Raw genomic sequence first — 25148 nt, 5'->3', positions numbered from 1 at the left:
ATGGGCATGATGATAGATGGACAATGGCACAGCAACGAGCCTGTCAGCAGCACTCAGTCCGATACCTTTCAACGTGCCCAATCTGCCTTCCGGGACTGGATTACGGCCGATGGCGGCCCCGGCCCGGACGGCCAGGCAGCGCAGCCTGCCCAGGCCAACCGCTATCACCTGTATGTTTCGCTGGCCTGCCCCTGGGCACATCGCACCTTGATCATGCGCGAACTAAAGGGGCTGCAAAAGCTGATTTCGGTCTCGGTGGTAAACCCCATCATGGACAATCAAGGCTGGACCTTTGAACCGGCCGATGGCGTGGTGCCGGACCCAGTCATGGATGCTCAATTCCTGCATCAGCTCTATGCCAAGGCAGACCCACAATTTACCGGGCGCGTTACCGTCCCCGTGCTGTGGGACAAGCAGCGCGGCACGATCATCAATAACGAGTCGGCCGAGATCATGCGCATTTTCAATAGCGCATTCGATACCTTGGGGGCGCGCAGTCTGGATATGGCACCTGCCGAGCTGCTGGGTGAAATCGACCAGATCAATGCCCATGTATATGACACCGTCAATAACGGAGTCTACAAAGCAGGTTTTGCCCGCTCACAAGCGGCCTACGACACCGCGGTTCACGCCCTGTTTGACAGCCTGGATGAACTGGAAGCCCGCCTGAGCCAGCAACGCTATCTGGTCGGTACGCAACTGACCGAGGCTGACTGGCGACTGTTTACCACCTTGATTCGCTTTGATCCCGTTTATGTCGGCCACTTCAAATGTAATCTGCGCCGTCTGATTGATTATCCGAATCTATGGAATTACATGCTGGAGCTGTACCAAATGCCCGGCGTGGCCAGCACGTTCAGCCTGGATCACATCAAGATCCACTACTACAGCAGCCATCATCAACTGAACCCGACCGGCATTGTGCCGGCTGGCCCGGTGCTGGACCTGAACGGGCCCCACGGACGCGGTCATTTGCCGGTCCAGCCAGGGCCCTTGCATATCGGTCTTCAGTAACCGGGACGATCAAAAATATCGGGATTGAGCAAGATGGAGCGGTCTACCTGATTGATATCGGTACGACCGCAAAAAGCCATGGATACATCCAGCTCATTGGCCATCAGTTTCAGTAGGCGGGCCACCCCCGCCTGACCTGCTGCACCCAAGGCATACAGGAAAGCACGGCCAATCATGGCGCCTTGGGCACCCAGGGCTCGGGCGCGCAACACATCCTGACCACTGCGGATTCCCCCATCGACCAGCACCTCAATCTTGTCGCCCACCGCCTTGCTGATCGCAGGCAGGCAGGAAATTGATGACGGTGCGCCATCCAACTGACGGCCACCGTGATTGGACACGATCAAGGCATCGGCGCCGCTATCGACGGCGTAACGGGCATCGTCCGCATCCATAATGCCTTTCACAATCAGCTTTCCGCCCCAGGCATTCTTGATCCACTCAATGTCTTTCCAGTTCAAGGTCGGGTCGAACTGCTCGGCAGTCCAGGTCGACAAGGAGCGCAGATCCGACACGCCCTTGGCGTGACCGACGATATTGCCAAAGCTGCGACGGTGCGTACGCAACATATTGCGGCACCAATAAGGCTTGGTCGCCAGATTCAGCAAATTAGGAATGGTCAGACGCGGGGGTGTGGTCAGGCCATTTTTGATGTCCTTGTGACGCTGGCCCAGCACTTGCAAGTCCAAGGTCAACACCAAAGCCGAGCAATTGGCGGCTTTGGCACGCGCGATCAGGTTCTCAATAAAGCTGCGATCACGCATCACATAAAGCTGAAACCAGAACGGGGCGCGGGTCGCCTGAGCCACATCTTCCAGCGAGCACACGCTCATGGTGGACAGGGTGAAAGGAATGCCAAAATCCCGTGCGGCCAAGGCTGCCAGCATTTCACCATCAGCATGCTGCATACCCGTCAGACCAGTGGGAGAAATTGCCACGGGCATGGCCACATCCTGACCCAAGAGCTTGGTCTTGAGGCTGCGATGGTCAATATCTACCGCCACGCGCTGTTTGAATTTCAGTTTGTGAAAATCCTGCTCGTTCGCATGATACGTTCCCTGCGTCCAGGAGCCGGAATCAGCGTAGTCATAAAACATCTTGGGCACGCGGCGTTTAGCCGCCAGGCGGAAATCTTCAGTGCAGGTAATTTTCGACAGATCCATGACATTGGGCTCCAAAACAATGGCGTAATAATGCGGCTTTGTTTCCTGTGGGGCAAGTCATCCGAAGCAGACTGTTCGAAGTTTCTTCCTTCTCTATTTTTCTGCGTGAGCCCAATCATGAACGTGAGCAGTCCCGGGCAGGGCTACAAGCCTTGCGCCTGGCGGCTTTCCAGCGTTTCCCTATACCGAGAAATCCAAAAAGAGACTATTTTGCTAAAAAGAACAGATATTTTGGTGACAAGCCAAAATGGCCGTGCTATAGTTCTACTTCTTTAGCGGCTGTAGCTCAGTTGGATAGAGTACTTGGCTACGAACCAAGGGGTCGTGGGTTCGAATCCTGCCAGCCGCGCCATATTCAGTAAAAAAGCCATTTCTTCGGAAATGGCTTTTTTGCTTTCTACTCGGATATCAGACGGCAAAAAGATCCACTACGGCACTCATGCCTCCACCCACAATAGCAATCCGAGCAGGCTTGAACAAAGAAATAGAATGAGCAATACCAGTCCTGGCTTTATATAGCCAGGAACTGTTCCTTCACGGCCTTATCGCCTTTCTGGCAACTCAATACCCGCAGCATTCTGCAAACCATACTTTGGTGGTATTGGCTGCAATACTCCTCACGTTCGATTCTGACTCAGCCGCCACCAAGAGTAATGGTTCCCCTCCCCAAGCAGCAAGCCACTCCTGCATCGGCAAAACCATCAATACCATGGCTTAAAGACACTACAAAGTGCCGGGTTAAGTCTGCAGCCCCCTGCTCCGTACGCGCCGTCAAAGCCTTATTTCCCCGTGTTTTCAGAAAAATTTCGTATTTATTTCAAGAAAATGCTTTTTAGGCTTGTCATCCAGATAAATAATCTGCTATAGTTTCACTTCTTTAGCGGCTGTAGCTCAGTTGGATAGAGTACTTGGCTACGAACCAAGGGGTCGTGAGTTCGAATCTTGCCAGCCGCGCCATATAAAGAAAAAAGCCACTTCTTCGGAAGTGGCTTTTTTCGTTTGTCTTTCCGCTTTTTTACCCCACCTGACCTCCCCGTTTTATCTGCTTTTTCCTGTGATTTGCATTTAGCGGACAAAGTCAATTGTTCCCACCCCTCAGCCTTGTCAGGCAGAAAGGCACATCCCCAATCCTAAGTCCCTGTCCAAGCGTTTATAAACTGAACCTCACCAATGCCACAAATTAAATGTAACAATTGAAACTTTATTTTAATTTCAAAAAATAAGGGTAAAACCTCTCTATTATTGCCAAAACGAATTAAAAGAGGGGACATACCATTCCAAGAGCTTATGCCATGGGCTGCGTACAACACGCAGTCACATTCGACAGAAAAAATTGAGCCGTCCGGCCTGTACCTGCTGAAACCGATATCCCGGTGCAGCCTGTCGTTGGCACATCTTGGGCTATTCCCATCTTTGAATAGACCCGAAAAACAAACAAAGCAGATCTGTTCATTAATCTAAAGAGGAAACCCATGACTCGTCGCATGCTCGCTACGCTTTTACTGTCCATTCCACTTGCAGCCTGCCAGACCCTACAGGGTGGTGGAACAGGGGGCGAAGACAAGTTCACTGCCGCCTACATGCAAACACACCTAAAACCAGGCGTGACCACCGTCGAACAAGTGCGCCAGCTCTACGGCAAACCAGATACCACTCAAGAAGGCCCAAGAGGTCCGTCTATGTGGACCTATTCACCCTCTAACAATGCAACCTCTGACTTGCTGTCCTCTGCCATGGGTGCCTTCGGGCTAGGCGCCGCCAGTAGCATCACCGGGGCAACACAAGAAGATGGCCGCAGACTGTATATCCATTTTGAGAACCATAAAGTCTCCGACTACAGCTTATCGCACAACTAAAAATCTCTTAGTTTGAGGCTCGCTATACTCAAAACGCCTGAGCTGTTAGGCCCAGGCGTTTTTACAGCAAGGCAACAAGACTCATCATGATCTCACGTACTATCCATTTTCTGCCCGCCGTCCTGCTTCTCGCCTGCAGCCTGTCGGTCGCGCAAGAGGCCAACCCTACGGCCCAACTGGCCCAGATGGGCGGCGCCATGCATGCGGCCGCCCAGGTCTGTGGCGACTACACTGACACGCAATTACAGGACATGAAGAACAAGCAGAAAGAAGCCATGAAGGATATGGGCCTTAGCGAGGCCGATTTCGATGTGGCATTCGAGCAAGGCCTGCAGCGCGGCCGCAAGGACCTTGAGGGCGCCACCAACACCCAGCGCAATCAGATGTGCGAGCAGTTGCGCTCCGGCCCCAAGTTCTGAGCTCACCCTACCCAACAAGAAAGCGCTCTGACCCGCAAGGAACCAGAGCGCTTTTTTACTGCCTGCGCTAAAACTGAAAGGGTTTACAGCGCTTTGACCATGTCTTCGATGGTCTTTTTGGCATCGCCAAACACCATCATGGTCTTATCCATATAGAACAGTTCGTTATCCAGACCGGCATAACCAGCAGCCATGGAGCGCTTGTTCACGATCACGGTTCGAGCTTTGTAGGCCTCCAAAATTGGCATACCCGCAATCGGCGAAGCCGGATCGTTTTTAGCTGCTGGGTTGACCACATCGTTGGCCCCCAGCACCAGCACCACATCGGTCTGAGCAAACTCGCTATTGATGTCGTCCATTTCAAAGACTTGCTCGTAAGGCATTTCCGCCTCGGCCAGCAAGACGTTCATATGGCCAGGCATACGACCGGCCACCGGATGAATGGCGTAGCGCACATTCACACCCTGGCTGGTCAGCTTGTCCGACAACTCTTTCAAAGCGTGTTGAGCACGAGCCACGGCCAAACCGTAACCGGGCACAATCACCACGGACTCAGCATTGCTCATCATGAACGCGGCATCTTCAGCACTGCCGGATTTCACCGAACGACTGCCCTGATCCGCAGCACCCGCAGCCGCTTCCGGATTGGCACCAAAACCGCCCAGGATCACGTTGAAGAAGGCACGGTTCATGGCCTTGCACATGATGTAGGACAGAATCGCACCGGAGGAGCCCACCAGCGAACCGGCAATGATCAGCATGGAGTTGTTCAGGGAGAAACCAATCCCTGCGGCCGCCCAGCCCGAGTAGCTGTTCAGCATGGACACCACCACGGGCATGTCTGCCCCGCCAATCGGGATGATCAACATCACGCCCAGCAGGAAGGACAAGGCCAGCAGCACGCCAAAGGCCCACCATGCCTGGGTCATCACAAAGATCACACCGCAAGCCAGGGCCAACAGCCCCAGCAGCAGGTTCAGCATGTGCTGACCTTTGAAGGTGACAGGTGCGCCCTGGAACAGTCGAAACTTGTACTTGCCCGACAGCTTGCCAAACGCGATCACCGAACCGGAGAAGGTAATGGCACCGACCAGCGCGCCCAAAGCCAGCTCCACACGGTTACCCATAGGCAGAGCCACCTCGGCCGAACCAATCCCGAAGGCCACCGGCTCCAGCACCACGGCAATCGCAATGGCTACCGCAGCCAGACCAATCATGCTGTGCATGAAGGCCACCAGTTCCGGCATCTTGGTCATCTCGACACGACGCGCCATGACGGTGCCCAGCACGCCGCCAATCACCAAACCAATCAGAACCCGCAGCAAGCCAGAGAGCTCTTTACCTTCAGGGGCCAGGCTATAAATAAGCACAGCGGTAGTGGCAATGGCCAAGGCCATCCCCACCATGCCGAACAAGTTGCCACGACGCGAGCTGGCCGGATGCGACAAGCCTTTCAGGGCCTGAATGAAACACACCGAGGCCAGCAAATAGCACAAGGTAACGGTATTCATGGAAATCATGACTGCCCTTCCTTGGGCGTATTTTTAGCGCCCTTCTTTTTGAACATTTCCAACATGCGGCGGGTTACCAGGAAACCACCAAACACGTTGACCGAGGCCAGCGCGGTGGCAATAATGCCCATCGCCTGCGCCCAAGGGCTTTCGGTCAGGGCCGCTGCCAACATCCCGCCCACAATAATGATGGCCGAGATCGCGTTGGTCACCGCCATCAAGGGCGTGTGCAAAGCGGGTGTCACTGTCCAGACCACGTGGTACCCCACGTAGATGGCCAGCACAAAGATGATCAGGTTAATGACCAGGGGAGAAATAATATCCATGGCGTCAGGCTCCCTGCAGTGGAAAGAGTCGTTTGCCACCCTGTACAACGCGGCTGGCATTCACAATGTCGTCGTCCGCAGGGATATGCAGCTCGTCAGACTGATCCTTGAGCATCAAGCCCAGGAACTGTTGAATATTGCGTGCGTACAAGGCAGAGGCATCCGCGGCCACACGGGCCGGGAAGTTAGTCTCGCCCACCAGGGTCACGCCATGTTTTTCCACAATCTGATCCGCCTCGGTCAAGGCGCAGTTACCGCCACGGGCCGCGGCCAGATCAACAATGACCGAACCCGCTCGCATGGACTGCACCACATCCTCGGCAATCAGACGCGGAGCAGGGCGCCCCGGAATCAATGCCGTGGTGATGATGACGTCGGCCTGTGCGCAACGTGCCGCCACCACCGCCGCCTGCCGTTGCAACCAGGAAGCGGGCATGGGACGAGCATAACCGCCTACCCCTTGCGCCGCCTCACGCTCTTCATCCGTCTCGTAGGGCACGTCAATAAACTTGCCACCCAAGGACTCGATCTGCTCACGCGCGGCAGGACGCACGTCAGAGGCTTCCACCACCGCTCCCAGACGACGTGCTGTCGCAATCGCCTGCAAACCGGCCACACCCGCGCCCAGCACCACAACTCGGGCCGCTTTGACGGTGCCCGCTGCGGTCATCATCATGGGGAAGAATCGGGGATATAAGGTGGCCGCTTTCAGCACTGCGGCATAACCGGCAATATTGGCTTGTGAGGACAGAACGTCCATGCTTTGCGCCCGCGTAGTGCGCGGGATCAGCTCCAGGGCAAATGCCTGGCAGCCCGAAGAGGCCAACCTGTCCAGACCCTCGCTCTCGTAAGGGTCCAGCATACCGACGACCACATGCTCGGCACGTAAACGTGCCGAATCAACATCAGCCGGGCCCACTACCAGCAGCACGGTGGCTTGATAGGGATCGCCTATCGTTGCCCCTGCTGCCTCGTAGTCAGCATCCGAGCTGGCAATACCCTGTCCGGCACCCGCCTCGATAATCACATCATGGCCCGCCTTGCGGTAAGCCTTGATGGTATCGGGCGTGGCCGCTACCCTCTTTTCCCCGGTCCCCCGGGGGCTTAGTACACCCAGTCGCATCTTCAATCTCCAGTTAATTAACTAACTTCTATGATCTCTGACGACGTGCAGTACCCGGATGGGTGAGTCTGTCCCCCAAGGGGACACGACCCAACAACCTCTCCGGCCCGGTCTGTGTCTGTCCACAACACCGGAACACCATCTATAAATTCGGATGTGCATGAGCAGGCCTATTGCAGACCTGCTTGAACAGGATAAATACCTACCCCGTTGTATCCCTCTCCCACCCCTGCCTTTTGCAGGAAACCACCATTCTTTTTGAACTCACTATAAGGGCCTTTATTTGACACAAGAAACCCTAACTCGCACTAGACCGCTTTAGACGAAAAAGCAAGACACATTACTACCACCTGATTATCGCAATAGGATGCTTGTTCTACGGATTTTTTTTGCTTGCCTGCCCGGTAACACTGATGCAATCAGCCTTTGCCTTGGACTTAGACGCCTGATAATTAAAACTACAAGTATTGGCCTGCTGCTAAGATAGCAACTTCTTATAAAACTTGTCATTAATCTGTAATGTTCGCTCAGAATCCCGCTACCGCTAGGTTTACCTCGTCAATAGCCGCTGAGCTGCCTCTTTTTAAAGCCTAGGCAAGCGCTCCCCTGCTTGTCGGTTTACCTGCACTCTTGAGCCCCAGGCTGATCTATCCCCATGGCAGAAATCCACATCGATCGCGTAGTGAAACGCTACGGCAGCAACACCATCATCAATGAATTGAGCCTGCAAATCCGGCATGGCGAGTTCTTCACGTTACTAGGGCCCAGCGGCTGTGGGAAAACCACGTTGCTGCGTATGATTGCCGGTTTCATCATCCCCGATGAAGGCCGTCTGTTTCTGGACAAGGAAGATATTACCTATCTGCCCGCGCACAAACGCGAGACCGGCATGGTGTTCCAGGACTACGCGCTGTTCCCCGATAAAACCGTATTTGACAATGTGGCTTATGGCTTGCGGGTGCGCAAGGTCAGCAGCAGCGACATCAAGAAAAAAGTCGCCTATATCCTGGACCGCGTTGAGCTGGGCGGCATGGCCCAGCGCTACCCGGCCGAGCTGTCCGGCGGCCAGCGCCAGCGTGTGGCCCTGGCCCGCGCCCTGGTGATCGAGCCTCGAGTCTTGTTGATGGATGAACCCTTGTCCAATCTGGATGCCAAGCTGCGTATTCAAATGCGCCAGGTCATCCGCGAATTGCAGCAAGAATCCAACATCACGGCTATTTTCGTGACGCATGACCAGGAAGAAGCCCTGTCCATGTCGGATCGCATTGCCTTGTTGCGCCAGGGCCGTATCGATCAGCTCGATACCCCCGAAGCCATGTACGCCACACCGCGTACCGCCTATGCCGCCGACTTTATTGGCGCGGCCAACCTGATCGACACTCTGGGTGTACATGTGGACGCCGATCACACCACCGTCAGTATTGCCGGCGGACACATTCTGGTAAACAGCCCGCCCCCTGATGGTCAGGTGCTGCTGGCAGTACGCCCCGAAAACATCACCCTGCATACCGAAGCCCAGGCTGGCAGCATCCCCGCTCAAGTCGTGGCACGCCAGTACCTAGGGACTAAAACGGCCTACAGCCTGAAGTTGAGCGACGGCAAACCCATTATTGCTGACGTTGCTGCCGCCCAGGACCCACATCTGTCTGCAGGTGGCTCGGTGAATCTGAGCTTTAGTCCTGAATGCCGTCTGGTCGAGGCCTAAGACCCATGGCTATTGCTGCAAGACCCCTGGCCCTTCGTTCCCCCTGGTTCCTACCCGCCCTGATTTGTCTGGTGGTGCTGGTGTTCTGGGTCGTCTGGCCCCTCGCCTCTCTGTTCTATCAAAGCATTATCAACCCGGCAACGGGCATGCCCAGCCTGCATGGCTTTGAAACCTTCTTCAGCGACCCGCGCTATGTTGAAGCTTTCTTCAACACCATCAAACTGGGGCTGATCTCCACCGTTGGGACCTTACTGCTGGGCGCCCCGCTGGCCTATGTGGTAGCCCGCTACGACTTCCCCGGCAAAGCCATTGTGGCGATCCTGCCTTTAACCACCATCGTGCTACCCGACATTATCGTCTCGCAGGCCTGGCTGATGCTGCTGGGCAATAACGGCGTGGTGCGTCTGGCCCTGGAAAGCATCGGTATTGATCTGCCCAGCTTCTATGGCTGGTTCGGCATGTCCTACGTGCTGATCCTGAACGATTACACCTACGTGTATATCGGCATGCTGGCTGCGCTCAAAGCCATTGATGGCACGCTGGAAGAAGCGGCCGTGAACCTGGGTGCCACCAACTTCAAGCGAGCGCTGAGCGTGACCTTCCCGGTGCTGATGCCTGCCTTGCTGGTCAATGCCATGATTGTGTTCACGCTGGCCGTAGACAACTTCTCCATCCCCATGATTCTGGGTGGTCAGGTTGATGTTCTGTCCTCGCTGACCTACACCACCTTCCTGTCCGAGATGAGCGGCAACCCCACCATGCAAGGCGTGCTGGCCGTGGTGTCCGTGATTCTGGTCGGTGCGGTGTTATTCATTCAGAAACGGGTACTGGAGCGCAAGACCTTCCAGATGCAGCAAGGCCGTGCCCCGCGTCCGGTTCGCGCTCAAGGTCTGGCCGGTATCTTGCTGACCATCGGTGCGGTGATGTTTGTCACCTTCTCGCTGATCCCGGCCTTTATCGTGCTGATGGGTGCTTTCACCAAAGCCAGCGGCCCGGTCATGCAGTACGGCACCTTCACCCTGGACAATATGGAGCGTGCCCTGCGCTACGCCCCCGAGCCCATCTTGAACTCGCTGATGCTGGCCAGTGTTGCCACCGTTGCAGGCACCTGCTTTGCCACGATCTGCAGTTACCTGATCGTGAAAAAACGTTTGTTCGTGGTGACTGCACTGGACTATATGGTGATGCTGCCTTTGGCCATTTCCGGCACCGTGCTGGGTATTGCCCTGATCCAGACCTACAACAGCGGCATGCTGGTGCTGACCGGCACTTGGGTGATCATGGCCGGTGCGTACTTTGTGCGTAAAGTGCCTTTTTCCATTCGCTCGGCCTCGGCCTCGCTCTACAACATTCCCGACTCTATCGAAGAGGCTTCCATCAATCTGGGTGTCAGCCCCTTCCAGAGTTTCTTCAAAGTGGTTCTGCCCTTGATGAAGCCCGCCATTCTGGGCGCGGCCATCCTGATGTGGGTCACTTCACTGGCTGAAATTTCCGCCACTATCGTGCTGTATTACGGTGGTATGGAAACCATGCCCATCCAGATGTTCCGTCAGATCGACGCCGGCTTTCTGGCCCGTGCTTCGGCTTACGGGGTGATCCTGATGGTCGTGATTCTGGTGCCGATTTATCTGGCTATCCGTTTTCTCAAGCTGGATTTGTTTTCCAGCCGCTAATCTAAAAAGGCTCACTATGCTGACTACACGTTTTTTGAAAACTGGTCTGGCACTCTCCTTCAGTGTCGGCGCCCTGTCCCTGTCCGGTACCGCCCTGGCCGCCAATGCCGTGATGTACACGCCCAACAATGTACAAACCATTGATACAGCGCTGGAAATCGCTCGAAAGACTGCTTCTGACCTGTCCATTCAACAAGTGACTTCGGGCGCTGGCGCCTTGATGAAGCGTATCGAAGCCGAATCGCAGAACCCGCTCGGTGACGTGGTATGGGGCACTGGCTACGGCACCATGGCCGCTTTCCAGCAGAACTTCGAGGCTTACGAGTCGCCCGAGAACAAGGCCATTCCTGAAGCCTTCCACGGCAAGGACAGCCTGTGGACCAGCTCCAACGCGCACGTCATGGTCATCATGGTCAACGACCGTCAGCTCAAAGGCTTGGCTGCTCCCAAGACCTGGGCTGATCTGTTCGATCCCCAGTGGAAAGGCAAAGTCATTATTGGTGACCCCGCCTCGTCGGGCAGTGCTTACGACCAGGTTTACGGCATCTACCAACTGTATGGCGCTGAAGGCCTGCAAAAGCTGGCGGCCAACGTGATCGTGTCCAAGAGCTCGGGCCAGGTTTACAAAAGTGTGGCAAACGGCGAGTACCCCTTGGGCGTGACCATGGAATACGCCGCTTACGCCTATGTGGCTGGTGGTCAGAAAGGCATTGAGCTGGTCTACCCTGAAGACGGCACCTTCATCGCCCCTGAAGGCGTAGCTGTCATCAAGAACCCCAAGAACGGCCAGGAAGCAGCGCGCAAACTGGTCGATGTTCTACTGTCCAAAGAGGTTCAGGAAGCCGAACTGGTTGAGAACTTCCGCCGCCCCACCCGCAGCGACATCAATGTGGCCGAACTGACCAAACTACCTAATCTGGATCAGATCAAGATTGCCAGCACCGACCCCTTGAAGGCCGCTGCCGAGTACGAAACAGTCATCGAGGCCTGGAAACAGGCGTTGGCAGCAGCGGGTAAATAAACCAGCCAAGCCCCGAACTGAACAGCGACGCCAAGTGGGCCTACCCCACCAGTTGCTTGATCAGAACTCAAGACAAAACCCTTGGTGTGGGCTTCGCTCCGCACCAAGGGTTTTTTATCACCGCTAAAAAACGACGCCCAAAAAAGAAGCAAGATCCGCTCTAACCCTCTCAGAGTCGTTCAATATGCGGCACCGGCTCACCAAGCTCCATCCATCGAGCCATCGCCGCCGAGACTCGCTGTCCTGTAGCCTCCAAACCCTCTTGCTCCACACAATCAAGACGAATGATGTAGTTTAAAAAGTCCCCGCCTACATTGGCCGCCAAGGGCAGAACCTCCAGCCCCTGTTGTTTCACCATATCAAACACAAGCCGAAAATTAGGGCGCATGGAGTGCCAATAAATAGCCCCGTGCTGATGCAAATCGGCGCATAAATCAGCAACAAGAACGGGATCCTGATGGAAGCAAATCTCCATTCAAGCCCCGCTTCGCTTAATCAACCGGATAAATCTGATCTTCACGCAAACGCGGGCGGTCTGCTTCCACTTCCGTCAAGGGCTCCACGCGTTGCATCGTTGCCAAAGAACGCTGCGCCAATCGCTGGTACATACGCGTGCCGAAGAATTTGCCATCAATGGCTTTCTGATCCAGCTCTTTGACCACCGTCGCCGGGGACCCCGCCACCAGACTGCGGGGAGGCACTTGCATGCCTTTTTTCACAAAGGCCATCGCACCAATAATGCTGTCTGCACCGATGTCCGCCGCGTCCATGACGACCGCATTCATGCCCACCAACACGTTGCGACCAATGACGCAGCCGTGCAGCACCGCGCCGTGTCCGACGTGGCCATCCTCATGCACCACCGTATCCTGATAAGGCGTGCCGTGAATAACACAGGTGTCCTGAATATTGGAGCCGGCCTTCATGATGATGCGCCCGAAGTCCCCTCGCAAACTGGCCAAAGGGCCGATATACACGCCCTCACCAATAATGACGTCACCAATCAGTACAGCGGTAGGATGAACATAGGCCGTGGGGTGAACCACAGGCACCAGCCCATCAATAGAATAAATATTTTGCATACCTGCCTCGTACAAAAAGCCTGCACCCACAGCCGGCCCCAGGTCCGGCCAAAAATACGATCATAGCTGCTACAGACCGATATAATGCGCCGTACTCTTTCTTTTTGCACCCTATGAGCATGTTGTATTACTGGCTGGCTTTTTTCTTGGGCATGGTGTTTTACGCCGCCTACTTGTCGCAGTCCTTTTTGCTGTCGCAAGGCATCCTCTATATGAAGGAAAAAGATCAATCGCCACCCCTGCTCTGGCTGTTCACCCGCTTGATCGGCTTTATTCTGCGCGCCATTCCCGGCTTGCTGATGCGCCCCATTCCCCTGATTCTGTGGGTCTTGGGCATGGGGCTGACGGTGCAATACAGCTTCGCACCTTAGGCCGGATAGTTCACTCCCTGCTTGTTCACTGCATGGACGGCCGGATCAGGATGAACCCCTCCTGACCCCATGCTTGCGACTCCCAGTCAAGCATCCTGCGCCTGTCAGTCAATTCAGCGCCGCCCACCCCTCCTACACTGACGCAAACCAAAATGGCCGGGCTCAGTAAGCAGCGCGGTCTGACGATCAGAATCGCGGATACCGCGACAAGGAGGATGTATGCAGACAAGAAAAATCGTCCGGGCAGCCGCCGTACAGGCCGCCTCTCCCAACTACGATCTGGCAGCAGGGGTTGATAAAACCATTGAGCTGGCTCGTCAGGCCCGCGATGAGGGCTGCGACCTGATCGTGTTTGGTGAAACCTGGCTACCAGGCTACCCCTTCCACGTCTGGTTGGGCGCACCGGCCTGGTCGCTGAAATACAGTGCCCGCTACTATGCCAACTCGCTCTCGCTGGACAGTGCGGAATTTCAACGCATTGCCCAGGCCGCACGGACCTTGGGCATTTTCATTGCCTTGGGCTATAGCGAGCGCAGTGGTGGCAGCCTGTATCTGGGCCAATGCCTGATTGACGACAAAGGCGAGATGCTGTGGTCGCGCCGCAAACTTAAACCCACACATGTCGAGCGCACCGTGTTTGGTGAAGGCTATGCCCATGATCTGATTGTGTCCGACACCGAGCTGGGCCGCGTCGGTGCGCTGTGCTGCTGGGAGCACCTGTCTCCCTTGAGCAAGTACGCGCTGTACTCCCAGCACGAAGCCATTCACATTGCCGCCTGGCCGTCTTTTTCGCTGTACAGTGAACAGGCCCATGCTCTCAGCGCCAAAGTAAACATGGCTGCCTCGCAAATCTATTCGGTCGAAGGCCAATGCTTTACCATCGCCGCCAGCAGTGTGGTCACTCAAGAGACGCTGGACATGCTGGAAGTGGGAGAGCACAACGCCTCCTTATTGACCATGGGCGGTGGCAGTTCCATGATTTTTGCGCCAGACGGACGCACACTGGCCCCCTACCTGCCGCACGATGCCGAAGGCCTGATCATTGCCGACCTGAACATGGAAGAAATTGCCTTCGCCAAGGCAATCAACGACCCCGCAGGTCACTATTCCAAACCTGAGGCTACCCGTTTGGTACTGGATTTGGGGCACCGTGAGCCCATGACACGGGTTCACTCCCAAAGCCTGATCAAGGAAGAGGCCTGCGAACCACTCACACCCAGTACGATTGCACCAGTTGCCGTCAGCCAGATCCAGGAATCGGACACACTGTTGGTGCAGGAACCGTCCTGATCGCCCAGAAAGCAAGGCCCGGACAGACTGCCCAGGCCTTGCTTTCTATTGCCTTCTCGTTGCGGTCACCGCCTCATCCTGGTCGGAAATTATCGTCACCCGCCGCTATTTCTGGTCTGGTGCAAACCAAAGATCTTGCCCGATACTTAGTCAGTCCAGTTGATCGCAGTCCTGCCGTCAGCATTCGGATACACGACGCAGAGGTCATCAATGGAGCAATGGTCCACCACGGCAATTCCCCCTACCCGGCGCGCGCCCTACTGGATGGAGGCCGTCAATAAGGCCTATGTACAACTGGAGTGCACCGTCCCCTCCCGTTCCTCTGCCCCCTTCTTCGGTGCCATCACGCGCCATGAACTGGCCGCTGTCAGCCTCTCTCATATCACCTCGACCACACAGACAGTCCTGCGCACGCCGCTGCAAATCTCCAGAGCATCCGAGGACATTTTTCTGCTCAGCATACAAGTGGCCGGAGCGGGAAAGCTGGTTCAGGATGACAAGACCGCTTACCTGCAACCCGGTGAATTGGCCTTGTACGACTCCACCCGTCCCTATCAGCTTCTGTTTGATCAGGACTTTGAGCAGTATGTACTTTCCTTGCCCGGCTCCATTTTGCGCAATCGTTTGCACAATGCCGAGGACATGACAGCCTGCAAAATCACCAGCGCGCAATCGGGCACGGCACGCTTGCTCTCCCATATGGTCAGCGAGCTAACCGACTGCCCCCCTTCCGGAGGTCCCAGTGTAGATACGTCGCTTGCTGACAGCTTGGTCAGCATTCTGGTGGCGACGCTAGCAGAGAATCTGGGCGGCCTGCCTTTACAGGACAACACAGGGTCTGTACGGCGCGACCGCATCAAAGCCTATGTGCTGGAGAATCTGCGCGATCCTCAATTGAATATAGGCAAAATTGCCAAACGCTTGGACCTGACGCCCAGCACCGTACACCGCGCCTAGGAGGGCGAGGCCAACTCACTGACAAGCTGGATCTGGTCCATGCGCTTGCAAGGCGCTGAACAGGATTTACGCCAACTGGCCCATCAGCACAGGACCATCACAGAAATTGCTTACCACTGGGGGTTCAGCAGCTCTGCCCATTTCAGCCGGGCATTTCGACGGCACTTCGGAGTGCCGCCGAAAGAGGTCCGCGAGAATATGCGGGCCCTGGCCCAAGCAGACTCAAAGCCTATCTGATCAGACGGCCCGGCGTTCTGGCAATCAGGCAATGGCCTTGCCGTCATTCAATGCCAACAGGCCTTTGACCAGGCGGTACACGATCCACACGCCCACAATCACGATAGTCACAAAACCGACCAGAATCGCCATCAGCAAGAACGACAGCACCACGCCAACCAGGCCCCACCAGAAAGTACGGATTTGCCAATCGAAGTGCGACTCCAGGTAAGTGCCGCGAACCTCATCACGTTTGATGTAATTGATGATGATGGCGACCAAGGCGGTAATACCGCCAAACATGGACAAGATGTACAGGGCGTAATTGATTAATGTCAGGTTACGTAGGTTGACCAACTGCTTGGTACCCTCGTCTTGTGGAACCGGATTCATATCATCATTCATTGATCACTCCTTGGAAAAACAAACGGTAGCGTTACCTTTGCTGTAACGCTACCGGAGAAACGCTGTTCGGGCTAACGACTGTCAATAAATTAACGCAGTCCGATAAAGGGCATGGCAGAACCGGGAACCAGACTTTCTGGTAGTTTACCGTCCCACTTTTCCACTGCATTCAAGTTGACCAGATTGGTGTTCTGGGCCAATGCCTGAGCCTTGGCAGAAATCGCCTTGGCCTCAGCTTCACCACGCAGACGAATACCATCGGCTTCAGCCATGTAGCGTTCGCGTTGAGCGCGAGCCTCTGCTTCGGCCTGCACCACCTGGATTTCAGCCTGAATAGAAGCGGTTTCTTTTTGCTGGCGCGTGGTTTCAATTTGAACCTGGGCCAACATGCGGTTTTCAATCGACTGCTCGTACGCTTTGGAAAAAGACACTTCCTCAACCTGTACACCCATCATCTGCATGGGGGCAGACTCCAGAGTCACGCGCATGGCCTCGTTAATGTCAGCACCGAGTTTTTCACGATTCTGAATGGACTGAGCGGCGGTGTACTTACCGAACACGTTCTTGATTACGTCCAGAGCCTTGCGCTCCAGCAAGCGGGCCTCCAAAGCTTCCAGCGAACCGTATTCGGAGTACAACTGGGCCACATCGGTTTCAGGCACTCGATACGTTACCGAGGCCACCATGGAGGCAGACTGCTGGTCAAAACTATACGCCTCAAGCTGCATGCGAACCGTGTGATCACGTACCGAGATCTTGCGTACCGTATCAAAGAACGGAACCTTAAAGTCCAAGCCAGGTTCGGCCACGCGCACCAACTTACCGTTACGCAGCACCACGCCACGTTCACCCTGATCGACCTGCAAGAACGAGCCCATGGAGGCCACAATCAGGATCAGGAAAATAACAACAGCGGCCCCCAGAAAGCCCAGTCCCTTGGAGAAATTGGTCGTGCCACCTTCTGACTTCGCTTTAGCAGCCAGTTTCGTTAATGGATTTTTATCAGTGCTCATCACGGCTTCCTTTATGTGGCTGACGCGTCTGGTCTTTTAATTGACGACGTTCCACCATCAGTTGCCGTATGCCTTTGGCAATCAGGTAGGCCAGCACAGCGGCCCCCAACAAAATCAAGATGATACGCATGACGCTTCAGTCTTCCCACTAGATTTCAAACAGACGGCAATTATCCCCGATTCCCTATGCCATGCTCAGAAAATAAGCGTCAAAATATGACAAATGAGCCATATTGCCGGTAAGAAATCATCAACGGACGCCCTTGCAGCATCCTAGGCAGCGCGATACGCGGCCTGCGCCTTTATTCCAAAGAAGCCAAGGCCGCATCCAGATCAGGCATATGCGCCTGCACAGGAGGCACATCACTGCGAGTGGCAATCAAGCGCAAAATATGATTTTTGCTGATCTGGAAAGTACGCATTAACTGCTCCAGCTCGGCAGTAGAGTATTGGCGGGCATTATCACGCAAAGCCGCCTCCAGCGCGTCTAACTGTTCATAGACCAAGTCCAGATCTTCGCGCTCTTGAATATACAGACGCGTCAGCCAAATACGCTGCCCCACAGCGTCCCATTGCTCCAGCCCCGAAAACCCATGCTTTTGCGTCAGGCTGTTTAATTGGCGGTACAGATCCGAACCGCGCCTTATCTGAGTGACATCGAGCACAGGAGGAAAACCGTCGGGCAGCCCCCCATCCCAAACAGGCTCGCTGCGCTCTACCGTTTGGAGCACTGGCAAAATATCGTGCAGGCTTTGCACATAACGAGTCACGACCTGGTCATCCAATGCCAGCTCAGTTGAGGACGCCAAAAACGGCAGGCCCATCAAGGCCATGCCACAGATACAGAGGACTCGTTTAATCATCGCTCGCCCTAAAAAACAAGACAGCCGTCTTGAACGACGCAAAACACTTTGTTTGATTGTAAGCACGAGATTCACTGCTTTTCTTGGCCTGTGCCAAAAACGACACAGCATTTCACTCTTTAATAGTCTTGCTCTAAAAAGACTTGCCCTGTTTGAATTCCATACTGTCTGAAATTTGTCAGCCGGACTATCCGTGAAATTGGCTTCACTCTGTCCCAGAATAAAGGTAACAATTATTTTTTTATTTTGGCTTCGGAACAAGCTTGAACGCAGCGTCGACAACGTGCCTGATCGCTCTTTCCCGGCAGGCTTGGGCACACACGAACAAGCGGCGGGCAATAAAAAAAGCCCTTGAAAACAAGGGCTTAATTTAATTTCAGCTGGCGGAGACGGAGGGATTCGAACCCTCGATACGGGTATAAGCCGTATGCTCCCTTAGCAGGGGAGTACCTTCAACCTCTCGGCCACGTCTCCAGCTCTAGGAAAGAAGTAACTATAGCATTTTTAAAAAACCAATGCAAATAGCTATAGGGATTATTTTTCCTGATCCAGCTCGAACGTCTTGTGCAGAGCACGTACGGCCAATTCCATGTACTTGTCAGCAATGATGACCGAGGTCTTGATCTCGCTGGTGCTGATCATCTGGATATTGATGCCCTCTTCGGACAAGGCGCGGAACATGGAGCTGGCAATACCAGCATGGTTACGCATGCCGATACCAACGATGGACACCTTGCACACGGCTTCGTCAAACACGATTTCGCCAGCGCCCACAGCAGGACCGACCTGGTTCATCAACAGTTCCTTGGTGCGCAGCGCATCGTTGCGGCTGACGGTAAAGGAGAAGTCAGTTGTGCCTTGAACCGACAGGTTCTGCAAAATCATATCGACTTCGATGTTGGCTGCGGCGATAGGGCCCAGAATGGAATAGGCCACGCCGGGGGTGTCAGGGACGGCGCGCAGGGTGAATTTGGCTTCATCACGGCTGAAGGCGATGCCAGAGACAACGGCAGCTTCCATTTTTTGGTCTTCCTCGAAAGTAATCAGCGTGCCCGAAGACATTTCTTCTTCGAGCGGAATCATGGGGTCGGTCATGGAGGACAGGACGCGCACAGGCACCTTGTACTTGCCAGCAAATTCCACGGACCGGATTTGAAGAACTTTGGAGCCCAAGGAGGCCATTTCCAGCATCTCTTCAAAGGACAGCACTTTCATGCGTCGAGCTTCTGGCACAACGCGTGGGTCAGTTGTGTAGACACCGTCCACATCGGTAAAGATCAGGCATTCACTGGCCTTCATGGCAGCGGCCATCGCCACCGCAGAGGTGTCCGAACCGCCACGACCCAAGGTCGTGATGTTGCCTTCTTCATCCACACCTTGGAAGCCGGTCACAACGACCACACGGCCTGCGTCCAAATCCTGGCGGATGCGGGTGTCATCAATAGAACTAATGCGGGCACGGGTGTAGGCATTGTCGGTTTTAACGGGAACTTGCCAACCGGCGTAGCTGCGGGCGGGAACGCCCTGGGCAGCCAAAGCCATGGCCAACAAAGCGCTACTGGCTTGTTCACCCGTGGCAGCCAGCATATCCAGCTCGCGCGGATCAGGCTGAATGCTCAGTTCTTTGGCCAGGCCTAGCAAACGGTTGGTTTCACCGGACATGGCCGAAGGAACCACCACAACTTGGTGCCCGGCGGCATGCCATTTGGCAACCCGACGCGCCACATTCTGGATGCGCTCGATCGAGCCCATCGACGTGCCGCCATATTTATGTACGATCAGGGACATCTTTTACTCTGCATCAAAGGGCTAAGGTCTGGGATAGACACAAAACCCGACTATTTTAACGACTTTCTGTGCCCCAAGCGCAGGCTCTACCAGATACGCACGCAAAAAACACATACTTTGCCGACTCAACACCATAGCCCACGCTCCTGCCACAGGCCACCCCAAACTACTTACTTGTTAGATTGATCTGCCCCCAGACTGTTTTTCTGCTCACCTGAGCAGGCAGATTCAATTTGCACCCGACCACGCACACAGCGGATCAGATTCGGTCCTTGCTTCCATATCAAATTTCTGTCGTGACCTTGGGCATGGACACCGCGCAGCTGACGCAACAACTCCGCCAGACGAGCATGCGTGGGTAAACCCGCACCCTGCGCTTGCAACCAATAACGGATCACCATGCTTTGTCGGGCCGGTTCCAACTGACGCCAGGCGCTCAGGCTGAAACTGCGGCCTGCCTCATCCGGCTCCAGAGCTTGCCAATCCTGGCGGGCCACACTGTCCAATACGTCCTGCGTCTCGCGGCTTAACTGGGCTTGTCGTTGCAAACGGCGTTGCCAACCCGGCCAGCGTGCATCCAGCACGGGCGTGAGCAAGTCGCGCACTGCACCACGGATGTACTCAGGATTGATATTGGTAGGGTCTTGCACTGCGTGCCAGCCTGTGGCCGCTGCAAAATTTTCACTGGCTTGAAGAATAAGAGCCCTGGGCTGTTCCAGCCAGGGTCGCCAGTAATTCAGATCATCGCGCTGCATATGGGGAGCCATCGCACCCAGGCCGGTTGTGCCCGTGCCTCGCAGCAAACGCATCAAAACGGTTTCAGCCTGATCGTCCTGATGATGAGCCAGCAGCACATGCTGCAAGCCAACAAAATGCGCCAGTTCAGCCAGACCCTGATAGCGGGCATCACGCGCGGCAGACTCCATACCATCCGCGCTTAGTCGGCGGGACTGCACCTGGACCCGCAAGCTGTGACAGGGTCGCTGCAAACGCGCAGCCAAATCATGCACATGCGCTTGCCATTGATCGGCAATGGCTTGCAGGCCATGATGAATATGGAAAAAATGAAGTGTGACGTTGCGGCGGCTGGCCCAAAGATGAGCATGTACCGCCAGCATTGCCGAGTCCGCACCACCACTTAAGGCAACAGCGACACTATCGCCACTTTTAAAACTTAGGTGATGATCAAGCGCCTCCAGCAGCGGGGTTGAGGGGCTAAAGCCCCCCAGCTGACTGGAAGACAATGGATCAGGCACGAACTTCCTGATAACGCCCGTAGGCCAAGAGACGTTCCATACGCTGCGCCAGCAATTGTTCGGTGCTCAGGCCTGAGACCTGACGCAAGGCGTCAGCCAAAGCGCGGCCCAATTGGCGTGCCATCATAGTGGGGTCGCGATGCGCGCCACCGATAGGTTCATTGATCACGCGATCAACCAGACCCAGTTCTTTCAAACGCGGGGCAGTGATGGCCAGCGCTTCAGCCGCCACAGGAGCCTTGTCCGCGCTACGCCACAAAATTGAGGCGCAACCTTCGGGCGAGATGACGGCGTAGGTGGAGTATTGCAACATGGACACCACATCTCCCACAGCAATGGCCAACGCGCCGCCCGAACCGCCTTCACCAATAATGGTGGAGATGATAGGCACACGCAGTTTGGCCATGGCAAACAGGTTATGGCCGATCGCTTCGGACTGGCCACGCTCTTCAGCACCAATACCGGGGTAAGCACCGGGGGTGTCCACGAACGTGAAAACCGGAATGCCGAATTTTTCTGCCAGATGCATCAGGCGCAAGGCTTTGCGATAACCTTCGGGGCGCGGCATGCCAAAGTTGCGGCGGGCGCGCTCTTTGGTATCACGACCTTTCTGATGACCAATGACCATGCACGGTGTGCCGTTGAAACGGGCCAGACCACCCACAATAGCCAGGTCATCCGCGTACATGCGGTCGCCATGTAACTCATGAAAGTCCGAGAAGATCTGGTTTACATAGTCCAGCGTGTAGGGACGTTGCGGATGGCGAGCAACCAGGGCCGTTTGCCAAGGCGTGAGCTTGGCGTAAATGTTTTTGGCCAGCGTCTGGCTTTTTTGCTGCAGACGGCTGAGTTCCTCTGAAATATCCACAGCGGAATCAGATTGCACGTAGCGGAGCTCTTCGATTTTGCCTTCGAGCTCGGCCAAAGGCTGCTCAAATTCCAGGAATGTATTTCGCATGTCGGTTCTTAAGGTTTAGGCCTAATTTAATATCGTACCGCAACTGTGTTCAGACTGCGCCACAGATGCCAGGTGGCCACCGTGCACCACGGTGCCCACGCTTGGGCAACTTCACGCGCCTCGAACCGGGATACCGGCTCGCCGCTGAAATAGTGCAGAGAGATTGCCTTGAGCAGGCCCGCATCATCCAAAGGGAGAACATCGGGTCTGTGCAAGTTGAAAATCAGAAACATATCTGCCGTCCAGCGACCCACGCCACGAATGGCGCACAGATCAGCAATAACGGCTTCGTCAGACAGGGACTGCCATGCCTGGGGGTCGATTTTACGAGCATCAAAGTGCGTCGCCAAATCAACAATGTATTCAGCCTTGCGTTTGGGCAAACCCAACCCATGCAAGGCCTCGTAGCCCAGTTCCACAATCAGTTTGGGCGAGAGCGCCTGACCGCAACCGTCCAGCAGCTTACGCCACAACTGGTCCGCTGTACGCGAGGCCAGTTGCTGGCCCACGATAGAGCGCACCAAGGTGGTGAAAGCCGGTGCCTGATGTTGCAAACAATAGTCGCCGTGCTGGGGGATGAGCTTGCGCAAGATACGATCGCGCCTCATCAACTGGGCGCACGCGTCGTCCCAGTAATCAGGTTTGCCCACCAAACGAACTTGGGGGCCGGATTGGACGCCGTTTAGGCCCTGCGCCATTGTGTTGCTCCACCTGGCCGATCTTCCAGCTCAACGCCCTGCTCTTTAAGCTGATCACGAATAGCATCGGCACGGGCAAAGTCCCGGTTCTGTTTAGCCTGGCTGCGTTCAGCCAGCAGCGCGTCAATCTGGGTATCACTCAAGGAGTCGGCACCAGCCACATTGCCCGCTTGGCCAAAGCGTGTGCTGGCGCGCCAATAAACGGCCGGCTCCACTTGCAAAAGACCAATCACCCCACCGAGCGCACGCATCAAGCCGGCTGCCTGCGCATCCTTGTCACGGTTGGCCTGACCAGCCAGCTCGAACAGGACGGCAATGGCTCCAGCGGTATTGAAGTCGTCATTCATGGCTTCGGCAAAAGCCAGCGCAGGGCCTTGAGTCCAATCAATGTCCACTTCGGCCGCAGGAACGTGTTGCAAGGTCTGGTACAGACGATCCAGCGCCTGTTGGGCGTCGCGCAGATTGTCCGGCGCGTAGTTTTGCAGACTGCGGTAATGGTTGCGCACAATAAAGAAGCGCAGCATTTCCGCTTCACGCGGATTGGCGATGTAGCTGCTTTCTTCGTCGGCCAGACCTTCAGGAGCCACGGTATCGCGGATGCGACGGAAATTGCCCAGGGACTTGGACATTTTTTCCGAGTCCACCATCAGGGGACCGCAGTGCATCCAGACATTGGCCAACTGGCCACCAAAGGCACCTTCTGTTTGGGCAATTTCGTTTTCGTGATGGGGGAACTTCAAGTCCGGGCCACCGCCATGAATATCCAGGGGCTGACCCAGCAGTGCCTTGCTCATGGCCGAGCACTCAATGTGCCAGCCCGGACGGCCCAGACCATAGGACGATTCCCACTTGGATTCGGCAGGCTCGTCTTCTTTTGCCGCCTTCCACAGCACAAAATCCAGGGGGTCGCGCTTGGCCGAGTTCAGGGCCACACGCTCACCGGCACGCAGATCGTCCAGGGAGCGGCCCGACAATTTGCCATAGCCGGGGAACTGACGCACCGCGTAGTTCACATCACCGTCCTCGGACTGGTAGGCCAGACCGTTCTCTTCCAGCTTGGCAATAATGCCCAGCATATCGGGCACGTACTGTGTAGCACGCGGCTCCGAATCGGGACTTTGCACACCCAGGGCCTTTTCATCGGCATGCATGGCCGCAATATAAAAGTCCGTCACTTGTGACATCAGTTGCTTGCGCTCGACGGCACGGCGGATGATCTTGTCATCAATATCGGTAATGTTGCGCACATACGAGACGCGATAGCCGCTTGCTCGCAGCCAGCGCTGCACGACGTCAAAACTGACCAGCATACGAGCATGCCCCAAATGACAGAAGTCGTACACCGTCATACCACAGACGTACATACGTACGTGGCCCGGTTCAACCGGAGAAAACACCTCTTTAGAGCGTGACAACGAGTTATAAATGCGCAACATGGCCTGTAATCGTCATAAAATCGGAACCTTGTGCCAGAACAATTTGCCCTTGGATCAGGTTCCGTATTTCCCGCCCGGCAAGAGGCAAGGTTAGAATGATGGTCAACAAGTATAGCAAGCAGACCTCGTTAAAGGCAGCAATCTACCAACCTTCCTGGTCTTCAAGCCAGATTTTATAGGCGCCCCCTCTGTGCTCAGTACACCTAGACGGACTCGGTTTTTCGCTCCGTGCACCCTGGCCTTTTTGCTGGCCCTCGGTCTCAACGTGAGCGCCCAATCCTTGCCCGATTTACCCCCGCCCGCCGTGCGGGTGAACGATCCCCTGCTCGATATCGCCCCCGAACCTGAACGTGGCTGGAAGGGACTGGCCCGTGCACTGGACGTGCTCGCGCCCAGTGTGGATACCTCGTTGCCGCTTAGCTCAGCTCAAATCAGTCAGCGCATCAGCACCCTCATTGCCCAAGGCCGTCATGCTGACGCCTTGCAAGCTATTGAGAAACAGCTGGAGCAGCGCAAAGACCGTGGCGAACCCGGGGCCAATGTACAACTGCTGTTTTTGAAAGCACGTGCCCTGTCGGCCAGTGGTGACCATAATGGCGCAATCCGCCTCTATCAGGATATGACCACCTATTATCCGGAGCTTCCCGAGCCCTGGAATAATCTGGCGGCTGAGTACATTGCACAAGACAAGCTGGATATGGCACTGGAGGCCCTGAAAATGGCCTTGACCGCCGATCCGTCCTACGCACTGGCTCGCGCCAATATGGGTGAAGTCCAATTGATGCTGGCCAATGACACCTATCGTCAAGCCGCCGCCAGCGGTGTGCCCAAAGCAGCCCAGCGCGCGCAACAAACTGGCCAAATTCTGCAACAATAAGATTTTTATTTGACGGGATTGTCCCTCTCTTATGTTTGCAAGCACATTTAAATGGTGTGATCAGGCTCGTCGCTTGCGCACCCTGCTTATTGCTGCCTGTATGGCTATGCCTATGATGAGCAGTCCG

General features: G+C 55.4%; 26 protein-coding genes and 3 tRNA genes. 13 read left to right on the top strand and 16 right to left on the bottom strand.

What is annotated here, in order from left to right; translation table 11 throughout:
* Complete coding sequence (locus AB7E06_RS01550) at positions 1–1014, top strand: glutathione S-transferase family protein (RefSeq protein WP_427954823.1); 1014 nt, start codon at positions 1–3, stop codon at positions 1012–1014.
* Here the strand turns inward: AB7E06_RS01550 and AB7E06_RS01545 are convergent.
* On the bottom strand, positions 1008–2177 hold the full coding sequence (locus AB7E06_RS01545) for an alpha-hydroxy acid oxidase (RefSeq protein WP_094195918.1): 1170 nt from the start codon (positions 2175–2177) through the stop codon (positions 1008–1010). The genes AB7E06_RS01550 and AB7E06_RS01545 overlap by 7 nt on opposite strands.
* A gap of 275 nt (positions 2178–2452) precedes the next feature.
* Here AB7E06_RS01545 and AB7E06_RS01540 point away from each other — a divergent pair.
* The 4 genes from AB7E06_RS01540 to AB7E06_RS01525 all read left to right on the top strand — a co-directional run bounded on the left by AB7E06_RS01540 (position 2453) and on the right by AB7E06_RS01525 (position 4452).
* Positions 2453–2529, top strand: a tRNA-Arg gene (locus tag AB7E06_RS01540).
* A gap of 528 nt (positions 2530–3057) precedes the next feature.
* Positions 3058–3134 (top strand) — tRNA-Arg (locus tag AB7E06_RS01535).
* Positions 3135–3649: 515 nt separating this feature from the next.
* Positions 3650–4033 (top strand): hypothetical protein, encoded by a 384-nt coding sequence (locus tag AB7E06_RS01530; RefSeq protein WP_094195917.1) that lies wholly within the window; start codon positions 3650–3652, stop codon positions 4031–4033.
* Between the two features lie 86 nt (positions 4034–4119).
* Positions 4120–4452 (top strand): hypothetical protein, encoded by a 333-nt coding sequence (locus AB7E06_RS01525; protein WP_026484259.1) that lies wholly within the window; start codon positions 4120–4122, stop codon positions 4450–4452.
* Between the two features lie 83 nt (positions 4453–4535).
* Here AB7E06_RS01525 and AB7E06_RS01520 read toward each other — a convergent pair whose 3' ends face one another.
* From AB7E06_RS01520 to AB7E06_RS01510, 3 genes are read right to left on the bottom strand one after another with little or no spacing between them, the layout of a single operon-like run.
* Positions 4536–5972, bottom strand: coding sequence for an NAD(P)(+) transhydrogenase (Re/Si-specific) subunit beta (locus tag AB7E06_RS01520; RefSeq protein ID WP_094195916.1), 1437 nt, complete (start codon positions 5970–5972; stop codon positions 4536–4538).
* Positions 5969–6289 carry an NAD(P) transhydrogenase subunit alpha gene (locus AB7E06_RS01515; protein WP_009457776.1) on the bottom strand — a complete coding sequence of 107 codons (321 nt, stop codon included), beginning with the start codon at positions 6287–6289 and terminating at the stop codon, positions 5969–5971. Before AB7E06_RS01515 ends, AB7E06_RS01520 begins: the two co-directional genes overlap by 4 nt.
* Before the next feature lie 4 nt (positions 6290–6293).
* Positions 6294–7412 carry an NAD(P) transhydrogenase subunit alpha gene (locus AB7E06_RS01510; RefSeq protein WP_395029479.1) on the bottom strand — a complete coding sequence of 373 codons (1119 nt, stop codon included), beginning with the start codon at positions 7410–7412 and terminating at the stop codon, positions 6294–6296.
* 655 nt (positions 7413–8067) lie between these two features.
* Here AB7E06_RS01510 and AB7E06_RS01505 point away from each other — a divergent pair.
* From AB7E06_RS01505 to AB7E06_RS01495, 3 genes are read left to right on the top strand one after another with little or no spacing between them, the layout of a single operon-like run.
* Positions 8068–9117: an ABC transporter ATP-binding protein gene (locus tag AB7E06_RS01505; protein ID WP_094195914.1), complete on the top strand. Its 1050-nt coding sequence runs from the start codon at positions 8068–8070 to the stop codon at positions 9115–9117.
* Between the two features lie 5 nt (positions 9118–9122).
* Complete coding sequence (locus AB7E06_RS01500) at positions 9123–10790, top strand: ABC transporter permease (protein WP_094195913.1); 1668 nt, start codon at positions 9123–9125, stop codon at positions 10788–10790.
* Between the two features lie 16 nt (positions 10791–10806).
* Positions 10807–11811, top strand: a complete 1005-nt coding sequence (locus tag AB7E06_RS01495; RefSeq protein ID WP_125276961.1) for an extracellular solute-binding protein — start codon at positions 10807–10809, stop codon at positions 11809–11811.
* A gap of 169 nt (positions 11812–11980) precedes the next feature.
* Here the strand turns inward: AB7E06_RS01495 and AB7E06_RS01490 are convergent, their stop codons facing one another.
* Positions 11981–12169 carry a hypothetical protein gene (locus AB7E06_RS01490; RefSeq protein ID WP_395029478.1) on the bottom strand — a complete coding sequence of 63 codons (189 nt, stop codon included), beginning with the start codon at positions 12167–12169 and terminating at the stop codon, positions 11981–11983.
* Between the two features lie 133 nt (positions 12170–12302).
* Positions 12303–12893 carry a phenylacetic acid degradation protein PaaY gene (locus tag AB7E06_RS01485; protein WP_094198279.1) on the bottom strand — a complete coding sequence of 197 codons (591 nt, stop codon included), beginning with the start codon at positions 12891–12893 and terminating at the stop codon, positions 12303–12305.
* A 113-nt stretch (positions 12894–13006) separates the two neighbouring features.
* On the opposite strand from AB7E06_RS01485, the gene AB7E06_RS01480 reads away from it, so the two are divergent.
* From AB7E06_RS01480 to AB7E06_RS01465, 4 genes are all read left to right on the top strand, one after another.
* Positions 13007–13264 carry a hypothetical protein gene (locus AB7E06_RS01480; protein ID WP_094195910.1) on the top strand — a complete coding sequence of 86 codons (258 nt, stop codon included), beginning with the start codon at positions 13007–13009 and terminating at the stop codon, positions 13262–13264.
* A gap of 219 nt (positions 13265–13483) precedes the next feature.
* Positions 13484–14554 (top strand): nitrilase, encoded by a 1071-nt coding sequence (locus tag AB7E06_RS01475; protein ID WP_395029476.1) that lies wholly within the window; start codon positions 13484–13486, stop codon positions 14552–14554.
* 210 nt (positions 14555–14764) lie between these two features.
* Positions 14765–15511, top strand: coding sequence for an AraC family ligand binding domain-containing protein (locus AB7E06_RS01470; RefSeq protein ID WP_427954814.1), 747 nt, complete (start codon positions 14765–14767; stop codon positions 15509–15511).
* An 18-nt stretch (positions 15512–15529) separates the two neighbouring features.
* Positions 15530–15748 (top strand): helix-turn-helix transcriptional regulator, encoded by a 219-nt coding sequence (locus AB7E06_RS01465; RefSeq protein WP_427954924.1) that lies wholly within the window; start codon positions 15530–15532, stop codon positions 15746–15748.
* Between the two features lie 24 nt (positions 15749–15772).
* Here AB7E06_RS01465 and AB7E06_RS01460 read toward each other — a convergent pair whose 3' ends face one another.
* The 10 genes from AB7E06_RS01460 to cysS form a co-directional block, all read right to left on the bottom strand.
* Positions 15773–16132 (bottom strand): DUF4870 family protein, encoded by a 360-nt coding sequence (locus tag AB7E06_RS01460; protein WP_094195907.1) that lies wholly within the window; start codon positions 16130–16132, stop codon positions 15773–15775.
* Between the two features lie 89 nt (positions 16133–16221).
* On the bottom strand, positions 16222–17145 hold the full coding sequence (locus AB7E06_RS01455) for a prohibitin family protein (protein WP_094195906.1): 924 nt from the start codon (positions 17143–17145) through the stop codon (positions 16222–16224).
* The gene (locus AB7E06_RS01450; protein ID WP_022983530.1) at positions 17135–17275 is read right to left on the bottom strand and encodes a hypothetical protein; all 141 of its coding nucleotides are present in this window, start codon (positions 17273–17275) and stop codon (positions 17135–17137) included. Before AB7E06_RS01450 ends, AB7E06_RS01455 begins: the two co-directional genes overlap by 11 nt.
* Before the next feature lie 172 nt (positions 17276–17447).
* Positions 17448–18008, bottom strand: coding sequence for a hypothetical protein (locus AB7E06_RS01445; RefSeq protein WP_230019130.1), 561 nt, complete (start codon positions 18006–18008; stop codon positions 17448–17450).
* Positions 18009–18389: 381 nt separating this feature from the next.
* Positions 18390–18482: transfer RNA gene (locus tag AB7E06_RS01440), tRNA-Ser, on the bottom strand.
* A gap of 60 nt (positions 18483–18542) precedes the next feature.
* Entirely contained in the window at positions 18543–19796 is a 1254-nt protein-coding gene (locus AB7E06_RS01435) for an aspartate kinase (protein WP_094195904.1), read from the bottom strand.
* 170 nt (positions 19797–19966) lie between these two features.
* Positions 19967–20914, bottom strand: coding sequence for a tRNA lysidine(34) synthetase TilS (tilS, locus tag AB7E06_RS01430; protein ID WP_395029509.1), 948 nt, complete (start codon positions 20912–20914; stop codon positions 19967–19969).
* A gap of 130 nt (positions 20915–21044) precedes the next feature.
* Positions 21045–22010, bottom strand: coding sequence for an acetyl-CoA carboxylase carboxyltransferase subunit alpha (locus AB7E06_RS01425; RefSeq protein ID WP_042483971.1), 966 nt, complete (start codon positions 22008–22010; stop codon positions 21045–21047).
* 26 nt (positions 22011–22036) lie between these two features.
* On the bottom strand, positions 22037–22708 hold the full coding sequence (locus AB7E06_RS01420) for a DNA-3-methyladenine glycosylase family protein (protein WP_094195903.1): 672 nt from the start codon (positions 22706–22708) through the stop codon (positions 22037–22039).
* On the bottom strand, positions 22693–24144 hold the full coding sequence (cysS, locus tag AB7E06_RS01415) for a cysteine--tRNA ligase (protein WP_395029474.1): 1452 nt from the start codon (positions 24142–24144) through the stop codon (positions 22693–22695). The genes AB7E06_RS01420 and cysS overlap by 16 nt, the downstream gene beginning before the upstream one ends.
* A gap of 265 nt (positions 24145–24409) precedes the next feature.
* Between cysS and AB7E06_RS01410 the strand changes: the two genes are divergently transcribed.
* Positions 24410–25021 (top strand): tetratricopeptide repeat protein, encoded by a 612-nt coding sequence (locus AB7E06_RS01410; RefSeq protein WP_230019128.1) that lies wholly within the window; start codon positions 24410–24412, stop codon positions 25019–25021.
* Positions 25022–25148: the final 127 nt, after the last annotated feature.

This window comes from Alcaligenes sp. (genome assembly GCF_050255915.1).
Lineage (GTDB): Bacteria > Pseudomonadota > Gammaproteobacteria > Burkholderiales > Burkholderiaceae_B > Alcaligenes > Alcaligenes aquatilis.
The sequence above is the reverse complement of the archived record's forward strand: the minus strand, read 5'-3'. Positions and strand labels throughout refer to the sequence as shown.